Origin of the sequence: Streptomyces sp. NBC_00029, assembly GCF_045160505.1 — a bacterium.
Taxonomy (GTDB): domain Bacteria; phylum Actinomycetota; class Actinomycetes; order Streptomycetales; family Streptomycetaceae; genus Streptomyces.
In genome coordinates this window covers 2,829,026-2,843,769 of the sequence record NZ_CP108292.1, presented here as the reverse complement: position 1 = coordinate 2,843,769, position 14,744 = coordinate 2,829,026, and the positions used below count along the sequence as shown (strand labels likewise).

The following is a 14,744-nucleotide window of genomic DNA, read 5'->3' as shown; positions in this document are numbered from 1 at the left end:
GCCAGAAAAGCGTGAGGCACCATCCGTGACAACGATCACCCCGAAACCCGGGAACCGTACGACCGGCGAAGCCGAGGCCGGGCCCTCACTTCGCGGGCGGCCCGCCGCGCCCGGTACGCTCACCGCCGTGCCCCACGCTGATCAGCCCAGAACCGCCCAGAAAGCCCCGGCAACGCCGCCGGGAGCGCCCCGGCCCGCGTCCGCCAGCCCGAGCCCGCTGGGCGAGCTGGCCGCCCTGCTGGGCATCCCGGCCCCCGGCGCCGCGCAGATCACCGGCATCACGCACGACTCCCGTGCGGTGCGCCCCGGTGACCTGTACGCGGCTCTGCCGGGAGCCAGGACGCACGGCGCCGACTTCGCCGCCCAGGCGGCCGGCCTCGGCGCCGTCGCCGTGCTGACCGACCCCGCGGGGTCGGAGCGCGCCGCGGCGACCGGCCTGCCGGTCCTGACCGTCGACGATCCGCGCGGCCGGATGGGAGAGCTGGCCGCCGAGATCTACGGACGCCCCGGCGAGGACCTCCTCCGGATCGGCATCACCGGTACCTCCGGCAAGACCACCACGGCGTACCTCGTCGAGGGCGGCCTGCGCGCGGCGGGCCGCAGCACCGGACTGGTCGGCACCGTGGAGATGCGCATCGGGGACGAGCGCATCAAGTCCGAGCGGACCACCCCCGAGGCCACCGACCTCCAGGCCCTCTTCGCGGTCATGCGCGAACGCGGGGTCGAGGCCGTGGCCATGGAGGTCTCCAGCCACGCGCTCGTGCTCGGCCGGGTCGACGGCTGTGTCTTCGACGTCGCCGTCTTCAACAACCTGAGCCCGGAGCACATGGAGTTCCACTCCGACATGGAGGACTACTTCCAGGCCAAGGCGGGGCTGTTCACCGCCCGCCGGGCCCGCCTGGGCGTGCTCAACCTCGACGACGAGTACGGCCGCCGCCTGGCCAAGGAGGCGACGATCCCGGTCGTCACCTTCTCCGCCGCGGGCGACCCGGCCGCCGACTGGCGTGCCGAGGACGTGGTCTTCGGACCGGCGAGCTCCACCCTGACCCTGCTGGGCCCCGACGGACAGCGCGTACGGGCCACCGCGCCGCTGCCCGGCCCGTTCAACGTCGCCAACACCGTCGCCGCGATCGTCACGCTCGCCGCCGCCGGCCTCGACCCGCAGACCGCCGCCGACGGCGTCGCCGCGGTCCCCGGGGTCCCCGGCCGGCTGGAGCGGGTGGACGCGGGACAGCCGTACCTCGCCGTCGTCGACTACGCGCACAAGACGGACGCCGTGGAATCGGTGCTGCGCGCGCTGCGCGAGGTCACCGAGGGCAAGCTGCACATCGTGCTCGGCTGCGGCGGCGACCGTGACACCACCAAGCGCGGCCCGATGGGCGCCGCGGCCGCCCGGTACGCCGACGTGGCCGTCCTGACCTCGGACAACCCGCGCTCCGAGGACCCTCTCGCGATCCTCGCCGCGATGTTCGAGGGCGCCGTGTCCGTACCGGCCGCGGAGCGGGGCACGGTCCTGGTCGACGCCGACCGGGCCGCGGCCATCGCCGCAGCCGTCGCCCGCGCCCGGCCCGGCGACACCGTGCTGGTGGCCGGTAAGGGCCACGAGCAGGGCCAGGACACCGCCGGTGTCGTACGTCCCTTCGACGACCGCACGGTGCTCCGTGCCGCGATCGAGCACCAGGCCGTGCTCGACCGAACGACCCAGGTCCGACAGGCCGAGGTGAACCAGTGATCGCCCTTTCCCTGGCCGAGATCGCCGACATCACCGGCGGGCGGCCCCATGACATACCGGATACGTCCGTCCAGGTCACCGGTCCCGTGGTCTACGACTCCCGTGAGGTCCGGGCCGGCAGCCTGTTCGCCGCCTTCGTCGGCGAGCGGGTCGACGGCCACGACTATGCCGAACGCGCGGTGTCCGCCGGCGCCGTGGGCGTCCTCGCGACCCGGCCCGTCGGGGTGCCGGCCATCGTCGTCCCCGATGTGGTGGCCGCCCTCGGAGCACTCGCCCGGGCCGTGGTCACCCGCCTGGGAACCGACGTCGTGGCCCTCACCGGGTCCGCCGGCAAGACCTCCACCAAGGACCTGATCGCGCAGGTGCTGCAGCACCACGCGCCGACCGTGTGGACCCCCGGGAACCTCAACAACGAGATCGGCCTGCCGATCACGACGCTGCGCGTCACCGAGGACACCCAGCACCTGGTCCTGGAGATGGGCGCCCGCGGCATCGGCCACATCCGCTACCTCACCGGACTGACGCCCCCGCGCATCGGTCTGGTCCTCAACGTCGGCACCGCCCACATCGGCGAGTTCGGCGGCCGCGAGCAGATCGCGCAGGCCAAGGGGGAGCTCGTCGAGGCCCTGCCGGCCGAGGCGGAGGGCGGCGTCGCCGTCCTCAACGCCGATGACCTGCTGGTTCGCGAGATGGCCGCGCGCACGAAGGCCCGTACGGTCCTCTTCGGAGAGGCCGAGGACGCCGAAATCCGGGCCACCGAAGTCCGCATGACGGACAGGGGGCAGGCTTCCTTCACACTGCACACACCGACCGGGTGCAGTGACGTGACCTTGCGGCTGTACGGTGAGCACCACGTGTCGAACGCGCTCGCCGCGGCCGCCGTCGCTCATGTCCTGGGCATGTCCGCACAGGAGATCGCCACGGCGCTCTCCGGGGCGGGCACGCTGTCCCGGTGGCGGATGGAGGTCACCGAGCGGGCGGACGGTGTGACGATCGTCAACGACGCCTACAACGCGAACCCCGAGTCCATGCGGGCCGCACTGCGCGCGCTTGCCGCGATGGGCGGTGCCGGCAGGGCGAACGGGGGGCGCACGTGGGCGGTGCTCGGCCCGATGGCCGAGCTCGGAGACGACGCTCTCGCCGAGCACGACGCGGTCGGACGTCTTGTCGTCCGGCTCAACGTGAGCAAGCTCGTCGCAGTCGGGGGCAGGGAAGCATCCTGGCTGCAACTGGGCGCATATAACGAGGGTTCGTGGGGTGAGGAGTCGGTGCACGTGTCCGACGCGCAGGCGGCTGTCGACCTGTTGCGCAGTGAACTGCGCCCGGGTGACGTCGTGCTGGTGAAGGCTTCCAGGTCGGCCGGTCTGGAGCGGGTGGCCCAGGGCCTTCTCGACAGCACTGTCGAGGGCGAGGTCGCCGACCGATGAGGCAGATTCTGTTCGCCGGCGTCATCGGCATGTTCCTCACCGTCGTCGGCACCCCGCTGCTGATCAAGCTGCTGGCCCGCAAGGGCTACGGCCAGTTCATCCGCGACGACGGCCCCCGCGGCCACGCCGGGAAGAAGGGCACGCCCACCATGGGCGGTATCTCCTTCATCCTGGCGACGCTCATCGCGTACGCCCTGACGAAGATCCTCACCGGCAGCGAACCGAGCTTCTCGGGCCTGCTCGTGCTGTTCCTGATGGCGGGCATGGGCCTCGTCGGGTACCTGGACGACTACATCAAGATCGTCAAGAGGCGTTCGCTGGGTCTGCGGGCCAAGGCGAAGATGTCCGGCCAGCTGATCGTCGGCATCGCCTTCGCGGTGCTGGCCCTCCAGTTCAAGGACTCGCGCGGGCTCACCCCGGCCTCCACCAGGCTGTCCTTCGTCACGGACTTCGGCTGGTCGATCGGACCGGTGCTGTTCGTGGTCTGGGCGCTGTTCATGATCCTGGCGATGTCCAACGGCGTGAACCTCACCGACGGCCTGGACGGTCTCGCGACCGGCGCCGCCGTGATGGTCTTCGGCGCCTACACCTTCATCGGCGTCTGGCAGTTCCAGGAGTCCTGCGCCTTCGCCGCCGACCTCACGAACCCGAACGCCTGCTTCGAGGTACGAGATCCCCTCGACCTCGCCGTGGTCGCCTCCGCCCTCATGGGCGCCTGCTTCGGCTTCCTGTGGTGGAACACCTCGCCCGCCAAGATCTTCATGGGTGACACCGGCTCGCTCGCCCTCGGCGGCGCACTCGCGGGCCTCGCCATCTGCTCCCGCACGGAGTTCCTGATGGCGCTCCTCGGCGGCCTGTTCGTGCTCATCACGATGTCGGTCGTCATCCAGGTCGGTTCCTTCAAGATGACCGGCAAGCGCGTCTTCCGGATGGCACCGCTGCAGCACCACTTCGAACTCAAGGGCTGGTCCGAGGTCCTCGTCGTCGTCCGCTTCTGGATCATCCAGGGCATGTGCGTGATCGTGGGTCTCGGTCTCTTCTACGCGGGATGGGCAGCCGACAAGTGACGTCCTGGCAGGACAAGAACATCACCGTCGCCGGTCTCGGCGTGAGCGGCATCAGTGCCGCCCGCGCCCTGGCCGGCCTCGGCGCATCGGTGACCGTCGTCGACGGCGGCGACAGCGAGGGCCACCGGGCCCGCGCCGCCGAACTGGGCGAGCTGGGCATCAGCGTGCGCCTCGGGGACGCCGAAACCCTGCCCGAGGGCACCGAGCTGGTCGTCACCTCGCCCGGCTGGAAGCCCGACAGCCCCCTGTTCGAGGCCGCCGCCGCGGCCGGTGTGGACGTGGTCGGCGACGTCGAGATCGCCTGGCTGCTGCGCGAGGTCGGCCAGGAGCGCCGGGCCGCCGCGGCCGGCGGAGCCCCGAGGGCCGCTGCGCCCTGGCTCGCCATCACCGGCACCAACGGCAAGACCACGACCACGCAGATGCTGGCGTCGATCCTGAGGGCAGCGGGCCTGCGCACCGCAGCCGTCGGCAACATCGGCACCCCGATCATCGATGTGGTGCTCGGCGAGGAGGAGTACGACGTCCTCGCCGTCGAACTCTCCAGCTACCAGCTGCACTGGGCGCCCTCGCTGCGCGTCCACTCGGCGGCCGTGCTCAACCTGGCCCCGGACCACCTCGACTGGCACGGCTCGATGGAGGCGTACGCCGCCGACAAGGGCCGGATCTACGAGGGCAACACGGTGGCCTGCGTCTACAACGTCGCCGACCCGGCCACCGAGGGCCTGGTCGTGGAGGCCGACGTCGAAGAGGGCTGCCGGGCCATCGGTTTCACCCTCGGCGCCCCCGGCCCCTCCATGCTCGGCATCGTCGACGGCATCCTCGTCGACCGGGCCTTCGTGGAGAACCGGCAGAAGAACGCCCAGGAGCTCGCCGAGGTCAAGGACGTCAACCCGCCGGCCCCGCACAACATCGCCAACGCGCTCGCCGCCGCAGCCCTGGCCCGCGCCTTCGGCGTCGAGCCGCGCGCGGTCCGCGACGGGCTGCGCGACTTCCGCCCGGACGCCCACCGCGTCGCGTACGTGGACGAGATCGGCTCGGTCACCTACATCGACGACTCCAAGGCCACCAACACGCACGCGGCCGAGGCCTCGCTCGCGGCCTTCGAGCCGGTCGTCTGGATCGCCGGCGGTCTCGCCAAGGGCGCGACCTTCGACGAGCTCGTCACGAAGTCCGCGAAGCGGCTGCGCGGCGCCGTGCTGATCGGCGCCGACCGGGCGCTGATCGCCGAGGCGCTGGCGCGACACGCGCCCGAGGTCCCGGTCGTCGACCTCGACCGGACCGACACTGGGGCGATGCTCGCAGCGGTCCGGGAAGCCGCCGCGCTCGCCGAGCCCGGCGACACGGTCCTGCTGGCACCTGCCTGCGCCTCGATGGACATGTTCGCGAACTACAACAAGCGTGGGGACGCATTCGCCGACGCGGTGCGCGAACTGGCCGCCGAGAACGCTGCGGACACGGCCTAGGCCGGGGGCTCCGGGACAGGTTCCCTCCGGCCGGCTGCTCGCCTCGTACGAGTGGAGGGGAAGATCACAGATGCCGGCCAAGCAGATGCTGCCGGGGCGGCGGCCGTCCGCCGTCAAGGCGCAGGGCCGCAAACGCCCCGCGGTGAGTTCGAAGCGGCCCGCCGGGCGCGGGCCGCTGGCCCGGCTGCGCCGTACGCAGCGGCAGTTGGAGAAGGCGTGGGACCGCCCGCTCACTGCCTATTACCTGATTTTCGGCAGTTCGCTGCTCATCACCGTGCTCGGTCTGGTGATGGTGTACTCCGCCTCGATGATCAAGGCCCTCCAGCTCGGCCTCGGCGACGCGTACTTCTTCAAGAAGCAGTTCCTCGCCGCCCTCATCGGCGGCGTACTCCTGCTGGCCGCTTCCCGGATGCCGGTCAAACTGCACCGGGCGCTTTCCTATCCGGTGCTCGCCGGCACGCTCTTCCTGATGGTCCTGGTCCAGGTCCCGGGGATAGGCGTCTCGATCAACGGCAACCAGAACTGGATCTCCCTCGGCGGTCCGTTCATGCTCCAGCCCAGCGAGTTCGGCAAGCTGGCACTGATCCTGTGGGGCGCCGACCTGCTGGCGCGCAAGGGCGACAAGGGGCTGCTGAGCCAGTGGAAGCACCTGCTGGTCCCGCTGGTCCCGGTGGCCTTCCTGCTGCTCGGGCTGATCATGCTGGGCGGGGACATGGGCACCGCGATGATCCTCGGCGCCATCCTGTTCGGACTGCTCTGGCTGGCCGGGGCCCCGACCCGGATGTTCGTCGGGGTGCTCGTCTTCGCGGGTGCGATCGTCGCACTGCTCATCAAGACGAGCCCGCACCGGATGGACCGGCTGGAATGCCTCGGTGCGACAGAACCGGGCAAGAACGACCTTTGCTGGCAGGCCGTTCACGGGATCTACGCCCTCGCATCGGGCGGCTGGTTCGGTTCCGGCCTCGGTGCAAGTGTGGAAAAATGGGGGCAACTACCCGAAGCCCACACCGACTTCATCTTCGCCATCACCGGGGAGGAACTGGGTCTGGCGGGGACGCTGTCGGTGCTCGCCCTGTTCGCGGCTCTAGGCTATGCGGGTATCCGCGTGGCCGGACGCACGGAGGATTCCTTCGTACGGTTTGCCGCGGGAGGTGTGACCACCTGGATCACGGCCCAGGCCGTGATCAACATCGGTGCGGTACTCGGCCTGCTGCCGATCGCCGGAGTCCCGCTCCCGCTGTTCTCCTACGGGGGGTCGGCCCTGCTCCCGACCATGTTCGCGGTCGGACTGCTCATCGCCTTCGCGCGAGAGGAACCGGCGGCGCGCGCGGCCCTCGCGATGCGACAGCCGAAGACCGGCTGGTGGCGGACCGGGGTGAGATGGAAGTCGATGAGACGGCGCGTCAAGAAGCGTCCGTCCGGAGAGCGGTGAATTTCGGTGCATGTCGTACTCGCCGGTGGGGGGACCGCCGGCCACATCGAGCCGGCGCTCGCCCTCGCGGACGCCCTGCGCAGGCAGGACCCTTCAGTGGGCATCACCGCCCTCGGCACGGAGCGCGGACTTGAGACCCGCCTGGTGCCGGAACGCGGGTACGAGCTGGGACTGATCCCCGCCGTGCCGCTGCCCCGCAAGCCGACCCCGGAACTGATCACCGTCCCCGGACGGCTGCGCGGCACCATCAAGGCCGCGGAGGAGATCCTCCTGCGCACCAAGGCCGACTGCGTCGTCGGATTCGGCGGCTACGTGGCCCTGCCCGGCTACCTCGCGGCCAAGCGGCTCGGGGTGCCGATCATCGTCCACGAGGCCAACGCCCGGCCCGGACTGGCCAACAAGATCGGCTCCCGGTACGCGCACGCCGTCGCGGTCTCCACCCCCGACAGCAAGCTGCGCGGGGCCCGCTACGTGGGCATCCCGCTGCGCCGCTCCATCTCCACCCTCGACCGGGCCGCCGTCCGCCCCGAGGCGCGCGCCGCCTTCGGCCTGGACCCCAACCTGCCCACGCTGCTGGTCTCCGGCGGCTCGCAGGGCGCCCGCCGCCTCAACGAGACGATCCAGCAGGTCGCGCCGACCCTCCAGCGCTCCGGGATCCAGATCCTGCACGCCGTCGGACCGAAGAACGAACTGCCGCGTGTCGACAACATGCCCGGGATGCCGCCGTATGTGCCGGTACCGTACGTGGACCGGATGGATCTCGCGTACGCCGCCGCCGACATGATGCTGTGCCGCGCGGGCGCGATGACCGTCGCCGAACTCTCCGCCGTCGGGCTTCCCGCCGCCTACGTCCCGTTGCCGATCGGCAACGGCGAACAGCGGCTCAACGCCCAGCCGGTGGTCAAGGCCGGCGGCGGCCTGCTCGTGGACGACGCGGAACTGACGCCCGACTGGGTGCTGGGCCAGATCCTCCCGGTGCTGTCCGACCCGCACCGCCTGTACGAGATGTCCCGCGCCGCCGGTGAGTTCGGCCGCCGGGACGCCGACGAGCTCCTGGTCGGCATGGTCTACGAGGCGATCGCGGCCCACAGGTCCCGCTGAGGCGGGTAGCGCAGACGCAGGAGGCACAGGAGTGGCCGGAGGGACGACCGCACAGCGCGGGACACCGTTTTCTGATCGGTCCGGCCCGTCTGCCCGCAAGGGCAGCGGCGCTCCCAGGCCACCGAAGGGCCCCAAAGGCCCCAAGGTCCCGAAGGGTTCCGAGCCGGCGAAGGGACCCCGCCCACAGGGCCCCGGTGCACGCCTGCGCCGGGGCCCCGTGCTGGCGTCCCTGGCCGCCGCCGTGTTCCTCGTGGGAGGCGGCACCTGGGTGCTCTACGGCTCCTCCTGGCTGCGCGTGGAGAAGGTCGCCGCCACCGGCATGGACGTGCTCACCTCCGAGCAGGTCCTCGGCGCCGCGGCGGTCCCGGTCGGCGCCCCCCTGATGAGCGTCGACACCGAGGAGATCGAGGGCCGCGTCCGCGGCAGGCTGCCCCGCATCGACACGGTCGACGTGGTGCGCGCCTGGCCGCACGGCATCGGTCTGAAAGTGACGGAACGCAAACCCGTCCTGCTCATCAAAAAGGGCGCCAACTTCGTCGAAGTGGACGCATCGGGTGTGCGATTCGACACGGTTCCGAAAGCACCCGCGGGTGTTCCGGTCCTCGAATTGAACGCCGGTCGATCGCCGAGCGCCCGCCGCTTCGACGAGGAGCGGCTGCTGCACGAGGCCGTTCTCGTCGCGGGCGCCCTCCCGGAGTCGATCGCCAAGGAAACCGTGCAGGTCAAGGTGGGTTCCTATGATTCGGTGGTCCTGGAGCTCACCCGGGGGCGGTCCGTGACGTGGGGGAGCGGTGAACAGAGCGATGCGAAGGGGCGTGCTTTGAACGCTTTGTTGAAAGCCGCGCCCAAGGCTGTTCACTTCGACGTGAGCGTCCCCACCGCCCCTGCTGCGTCCGGGAGTTGACGTCCGGTCCAACAGCGGCGCACCCTGGTTGGCCAGCGATACGGGTGATCACATAGGGTGAAAAGAAAAACGGGAGGTTCGGCGTGTTCGTTGAACACGCGCTACTTGTCGACTTAGTGTCCTGTTCGGAAGAGTCCGAGGAACAGACACACCCCTAACCCTAAACTTCAGGGTGAGGGTTCGGGTCGGCGTGTTCGGACCGTCCCTATTTCGGCATCAGTCGTCGCAACGCAGGCCCGCGAGGCGGCGACACGTAACTCGAGGCGAGAGGCCTTCGACGTGGCAGCACCGCAGAACTACCTCGCAGTCATCAAGGTCATCGGTGTCGGCGGCGGTGGTGTCAATGCCATCAACCGAATGATCGAGGTCGGTCTCAAGGGCGTCGAGTTCATCGCCATCAACACGGACGCCCAGGCGCTGTTGATGAGCGACGCCGACGTCAAGCTCGACGTCGGCCGTGAACTCACCCGTGGCCTCGGCGCCGGCGCCAACCCGGCCGTCGGTCGCAAGGCGGCAGAGGACCACCGCGAGGAGATCGAGGAGGTCCTCAAGGGGGCCGACATGGTCTTCGTCACCGCCGGTGAGGGCGGCGGCACCGGCACGGGCGGCGCACCTGTCGTCGCCAACATCGCGCGCTCGCTCGGCGCCCTGACGATCGGTGTGGTCACCCGGCCGTTCACCTTCGAGGGCCGGCGTCGCGCGAACCAGGCGGAGGACGGCATCGCCGAGCTCCGCGAAGAGGTCGACACCCTCATCGTCATCCCCAACGACCGACTGCTGTCCATCTCGGACCGCCAGGTCAGCGTGCTGGACGCCTTCAAGTCGGCCGACCAGGTCCTGCTGTCCGGCGTCCAGGGCATCACCGACCTCATCACCACCCCGGGTCTGATCAACCTCGACTTCGCCGACGTCAAGTCCGTGATGTCCGAGGCGGGCTCGGCCCTGATGGGCATCGGCTCGGCCCGCGGCGACGACCGCGCGGTGGCCGCGGCCGAGATGGCGATCTCCTCGCCGCTGCTGGAGGCGTCCATCGACGGCGCCCGTGGCGTGCTGCTCTCCATCTCCGGTGGCTCGGACCTCGGTCTCTTCGAGATCAACGAGGCCGCGCAGCTGGTCAGCGAGGCCGCGCACCCCGAGGCGAACATCATCTTCGGCGCCGTCATCGACGACGCGCTCGGCGACGAGGTACGGGTCACCGTCATCGCCGCCGGGTTCGACGGCGGACAGCCCCCGGCCCGCCGGGACAACGTCATCGGCGCCGCGTCCACCAAGCGCGAGGAGCCGGCACCGGCTCCGGTCCGTGCCGCCGAGCCGGTCCGCCCGGCCTTCGGCGGTCTCGGCTCGGTCACCCCGCGCGAGGAGCCCCCGGCTCCGGTCGAGGCGGCCCCGGTCGAGGTCCAGGCCCCCGCGCCGCAGGTCCCCACGGCCCGGCCGTACCAGGACAGCCCGGCCGAGGAGCTGGATGTCCCGGACTTCTTGAAGTGACACCAGAGCAGCATCACGTGGGCGGCGCCCACTTCGCCTTCACCGACCGGTGGGGCGGAGTGAGCGCCGTTCCGTACGAGGAGCTCAATCTCGGCGGCGCGGTCGGAGACGACCCGGCCGCCGTTCTCGCGAACCGGGCACGGGCGGCGAAGTCCCTGGGGCTGGCGCCGGACCGGGTGGTCTGGATGAACCAGGTGCACGGCCGGGACGTGGCGGTCGTGGACGGTCCCTGGGGAGCGGACGCGGAGGTCCCCGCGGTGGACGCGGTGGTGACCGCCCGTCGCGGGCTCGCCCTCGCGGTCCTCACCGCCGACTGCACGCCGGTCCTGCTGGCCGACCCGGTCGCCGGGGTCGTCGCGGCCGCCCACGCCGGGCGGCCGGGACTGGTCGCGGGGGTGGTGCCCGCCGCCGTGGAGGCGATGGTCGCCCTGGGGGCCGAGCCCGGACGGATCGTGGCCCGTACGGGACCGGCGGTCTGCGGGCACTGCTACGAGGTGCCGGCCGACATGCGGGAGGCGGTGGCCGAAGTGGTGCCCGCCGCCCGGGCCGAGACGAGCTGGGGGACACCGGCGGTCGACGTGGTCGCGGGAGTGCACTCCCAGCTCGCGGGGGTGGGGGTGGTGAACACCGGCCGTTCCCCGGTCTGCACACTGGAGTCGCGGGACCACTTCTCGTACCGCCGCGACCGGGTGACCGGCCGCCTTGCCGGATATGTCTGGTTGACAGAGCTTTCCCGGGGGGAGACCCCCGGACCCCCGGGGGAAAAGAAGAATGACGGATCGTAAGTCGGAGCTCGCCGAGAACCTGGCGCGGGTGGAGGAACGTATCTCGTCCGCCTGCGCGGCGGCGGGGCGGGGGCGGGACGAGGTGACGCTCATCGTGGTCACCAAGACCTACCCCGCGAGCGACGTACGACTGCTGGCGGACCTGGGTGTCCGTCATGTTGCGGAGAATCGTGACCAGGACGCCGCCCCCAAGGCCGCGGCCTGCGCGGATCTGCCGCTCAGCTGGCACTTCGTCGGTCAGTTGCAGACGAACAAAGTCCGTTCCGTGGCGGGATACGCGCAAGTGGTGCAGTCGGTCGACCGACCGAAACTCGTGACCGCCCTCTCGGCGGCCGCGGTGAGCGCCGGCCGGGAACTCGGGTGCCTCGTGCAGATCGCCCTCGACGCCGAGTCGGGGGAGCGCGGGACCCGCGGCGGCGCGGCGCCGGAGCAGCTCGCGGAGTTGGCGGACCTCGTCGCCGGGGCCCCGGGACTGCGCTTCGACGGCCTGATGACGGTCGCTCCGCTGTCCGGCCGGTACGCGGGACGCGAACAGGCCGCTTTCGAGCGGTTGATGGAATTGTCATCCCGCGTGCGCGTGGACCATCCGGCTGCCACGATGGTGTCGGCCGGGATGAGCGCAGACCTGGAACAGGCCGTGGCGGCCGGTGCGACACATGTACGCGTCGGCACTGCGGTACTCGGCGCGAGACCCCGGCTCGGGTAACGTCGCGAAGAAAGTCGGACCACAGCAGAAAATATGGTCATTCCCGCTGATGGGCGGGCAGACCAAGTGGATCGCGGGCAGTTGGTGACATTCGTGACACGGCGGCACCTGCGACAGGGCGATCCACCACAGAGCGGAGGACTCGGAGAATGGCCGGCGCGATGCGCAAGATGGCGGTCTACCTCGGCCTCGTGGAGGACGACCGGTACGACAACCCGGGGTACGACCCCGACGACGAGTTCGAGCCCGAGCCGGAGATGGAGCGGGCTCGGGAACGGGATCGCCGACAGCAGCCCGTGCACCAATCGCCCGTATCGGACGAACCGGTACGAGCCGTACAGCCTCCGGCGCAGCGTGAACCCATCCCAATTCCGGTGGAAAACGGACGTCCTGCGCGAATCGCCCCCGTGGCATCCATCACACCTGATCGCACGAACCTGGAGAAGAACGCCCCCGTGATCATGCCCAAGGTCGTCTCCGAGCGGGAGCCGTACCGCATCACGACGCTGCACCCCCGGACCTACAACGAGGCCCGTACCATCGGGGAACACTTCCGTGAGGGCACTCCGGTGATCATGAATCTCACGGAGATGGACGACACGGATGCGAAGCGTCTCGTGGACTTCGCCGCCGGACTCGTCTTCGGTCTGCACGGCAGCATTGAACGGGTGACACAGAAGGTGTTCCTGCTGTCGCCTGCTAACGTCGATGTCACGGCGGAGGACAAGGCCCGCATCGCGGAGGGCGGGTTCTTCAACCAAAGCTAGACCGATCCGTCAGACACGGGGCCGGGAACAGAACGTAGAACGGGGAGAGGGAAGCGCGGGATGGGCGTCGCACTGCAAGTGGTCTACATCGCGCTGATGTGCTTCCTCATCGTGCTGATCTTCCGACTGGTCATGGACTATGTGTTCCAGTTCGCACGTTCATGGACACCCGGCAAGGCGATGGTGGTCGTTCTGGAGGCCACCTACACTGTCACCGATCCACCGCTCAAGCTTCTTCGGCGGGCCATTCCGCCGTTGCGTCTCGGGGGCGTGGCACTCGACCTGTCCTTCTTCGTTCTGATGATCATCGTTTACATCCTCATCAGTTTCGTGAGCACCGCTGCGAGAAGCGTGTGAACGATGAGCTCCCCCGCACGCGCGGGGACAGTCCCGATACGGTCCTGCCGACTGCCGACGACTACGTAGAGGTGAAGAAGACATGCCGCTGACTCCCGAGGACGTGCGGAACAAGCAGTTCACGACCGTCCGCCTTCGAGAAGGCTACGACGAGGACGAGGTCGACGCCTTCCTCGACGAGGTTGAGTCCGAACTGACGCGCCTGCTGCGCGAGAACGAGGACCTGCGCGCCAAGCTGGCCGCCGCTACGCGTGCCGCCGCGCAGAACCAGCAGCAGCAGGGCATGCGCAAGCCTGAGCCCCAGGACCAGCGCGGCCCCGGCGCCCCCGTGCCCGCGGCCATATCCGGCCCGCCGCAGCAGCAGCAGCCGCAGATGGGCCCGCCGCAGCTCCCGGGCGGCCCGCCGCAGCTCCCGGCCGGTCCCGGCGGAAACGGACCGCAGGGTCCGGGCCCGATGGGCGGCCCCATGCAGCAGCACCCCATGGGCGGACCGCAGGGCATGGGCCAGCCCATGCAGCAGCAGTCGATGGGCGGCCAGAACCCCCTCGGCCAGCAGATGCAGCCCATGGGGCAGCAGATGCAGCCCATGGGCCAGCAGATGCAGCAGATGGGGCAGCAGATGCAGCCCATGCAGCAGATGCACCAGCAGCAGCCGCAGCTTCCGCAGCAGGGCCCCGGTGGCGACAGCGCCGCCCGCGTCCTGTCGCTGGCGCAGCAGACCGCCGACCAGGCGATCGCGGAGGCCCGCTCCGAGGCCAACAAGATCGTCGGCGAGGCCCGGTCGCGCGCCGAGGGCCTGGAGCGGGACGCCCGCGCCAAGGCCGACGCGCTGGAGCGGGACGCGCAGGAGAAGCACCGCGTCGCGATGGGCTCCCTGGAGTCCGCCCGCGCCACACTGGAGCGCAAGGTCGAGGACCTGCGGGGCTTCGAGCGTGAGTACCGCACGCGTCTGAAGTCGTACCTCGAGTCCCAGCTGCGTCAGCTGGAGACCCAGGCCGACGACTCCCTGGCCCCGCCGCGTGGGCCGGCCGGTCCCGCGCTTCCGCCGTCGCCGTCCCCCTCGATGGCTCCGGCCGGTGCGATGGGCCACTCCATGGGCGGTCCCTCGATGGGTGGCCCGTCCCCCATGGGCGGTCCCTCCCCGATGGGCGCCGGTCCGTCCTACGGCGGCCAGCAGCAGATGTCCCCGGCGATGACCCAGCCGATGGCTCCGGTGCGGCCGGCCGCGCCGCAGCCGATGCAGGCGCCGTCGCCGATGCGGGGCTTCCTGATCGACGAGGACGACAACTAGGCGCCGCCGCCGTTCTGCGGTCGGCAGCCGCGCTCTACGGGCCGGGCCCGGTTCCCCTTCGGGGGCACCGGGCCCGGCCCGTTCTGCTGCCCGCGTGCGTCGCCGTCGCAGGGGCTCCGCCCCCGAGCCCCCGCGCCTCAAACGCCGGCGAGGCTGAAAGACCGGGGCTCCGCCCCGAACCCCGCTCCTGGGGGATCCAGCCTCGCCGGCGTTTGAGGCGCGGGTCC

The 14,744-nt window shown here is 70.6% G+C and carries 13 protein-coding genes; all 13 read left to right on the top strand.

The genetic code is table 11. The features are described 5' to 3' along the window. The first annotated feature begins 25 nt into the window (after positions 1-25). The 13 genes from OG753_RS13625 to OG753_RS13565 all read left to right on the top strand — a co-directional run bounded on the left by OG753_RS13625 (position 26) and on the right by OG753_RS13565 (position 14,517). Positions 26-1,732, top strand: coding sequence for a UDP-N-acetylmuramoyl-L-alanyl-D-glutamate--2,6-diaminopimelate ligase (locus OG753_RS13625; protein ID WP_405788585.1), 1,707 nt, complete (start codon positions 26-28; stop codon positions 1,730-1,732). Next, on the top strand, positions 1,729-3,159 hold the full coding sequence (gene murF, locus OG753_RS13620) for a UDP-N-acetylmuramoyl-tripeptide--D-alanyl-D-alanine ligase (protein WP_327262060.1): 1,431 nt from the start codon (positions 1,729-1,731) through the stop codon (positions 3,157-3,159). The genes OG753_RS13625 and murF overlap by 4 nt, the downstream gene beginning before the upstream one ends. Further along, positions 3,156-4,226 carry a phospho-N-acetylmuramoyl-pentapeptide-transferase gene (gene mraY / locus OG753_RS13615; protein WP_327262059.1) on the top strand — a complete coding sequence of 357 codons (1,071 nt, stop codon included), beginning with the start codon at positions 3,156-3,158 and terminating at the stop codon, positions 4,224-4,226. Before murF ends, mraY begins: the two co-directional genes overlap by 4 nt. Continuing rightward, positions 4,208-5,689: a UDP-N-acetylmuramoyl-L-alanine--D-glutamate ligase gene (gene murD / locus OG753_RS13610; RefSeq protein ID WP_327262058.1), complete on the top strand. Its 1,482-nt coding sequence runs from the start codon at positions 4,208-4,210 to the stop codon at positions 5,687-5,689. Before mraY ends, murD begins: the two co-directional genes overlap by 19 nt. 70 nt (positions 5,690-5,759) lie before the next feature. Then, positions 5,760-7,121, top strand: a complete 1,362-nt coding sequence (gene ftsW / locus OG753_RS13605; protein WP_327262057.1) for a putative lipid II flippase FtsW — start codon at positions 5,760-5,762, stop codon at positions 7,119-7,121. Between the two features lie 6 nt (positions 7,122-7,127). After that, positions 7,128-8,222: an undecaprenyldiphospho-muramoylpentapeptide beta-N-acetylglucosaminyltransferase gene (gene murG, locus OG753_RS13600; protein ID WP_327262056.1), complete on the top strand. Its 1,095-nt coding sequence runs from the start codon at positions 7,128-7,130 to the stop codon at positions 8,220-8,222. Positions 8,223-8,253: 31 nt separating this feature from the next. Next, a complete protein-coding gene (locus tag OG753_RS13595) occupies positions 8,254-9,126 on the top strand; it encodes a cell division protein FtsQ/DivIB (protein ID WP_405788583.1) in 873 nt (290 codons plus the stop codon). Between the two features lie 279 nt (positions 9,127-9,405). Beyond that, positions 9,406-10,611 (top strand): cell division protein FtsZ, encoded by a 1,206-nt coding sequence (ftsZ, locus tag OG753_RS13590; protein ID WP_030385574.1) that lies wholly within the window; start codon positions 9,406-9,408, stop codon positions 10,609-10,611. Further along, positions 10,608-11,396 (top strand): peptidoglycan editing factor PgeF, encoded by a 789-nt coding sequence (gene pgeF / locus OG753_RS13585; RefSeq protein ID WP_401703153.1) that lies wholly within the window; start codon positions 10,608-10,610, stop codon positions 11,394-11,396. Before ftsZ ends, pgeF begins: the two co-directional genes overlap by 4 nt. Beyond that, positions 11,383-12,102 (top strand): YggS family pyridoxal phosphate-dependent enzyme, encoded by a 720-nt coding sequence (locus OG753_RS13580; RefSeq protein ID WP_327262053.1) that lies wholly within the window; start codon positions 11,383-11,385, stop codon positions 12,100-12,102. Before pgeF ends, OG753_RS13580 begins: the two co-directional genes overlap by 14 nt. Before the next feature lie 149 nt (positions 12,103-12,251). Beyond that, on the top strand, positions 12,252-12,869 hold the full coding sequence (locus OG753_RS13575) for a cell division protein SepF (protein ID WP_030031797.1): 618 nt from the start codon (positions 12,252-12,254) through the stop codon (positions 12,867-12,869). Positions 12,870-12,929: 60 nt separating this feature from the next. Next, the gene (locus OG753_RS13570) at positions 12,930-13,226 is read left to right on the top strand and encodes a YggT family protein (RefSeq protein WP_030385571.1); all 297 of its coding nucleotides are present in this window, start codon (positions 12,930-12,932) and stop codon (positions 13,224-13,226) included. 82 nt (positions 13,227-13,308) lie between these two features. Beyond that, positions 13,309-14,517 carry a DivIVA domain-containing protein gene (locus tag OG753_RS13565; protein ID WP_327262052.1) on the top strand — a complete coding sequence of 403 codons (1,209 nt, stop codon included), beginning with the start codon at positions 13,309-13,311 and terminating at the stop codon, positions 14,515-14,517. The last annotated feature ends 227 nt before the right edge of the window (positions 14,518-14,744 follow it).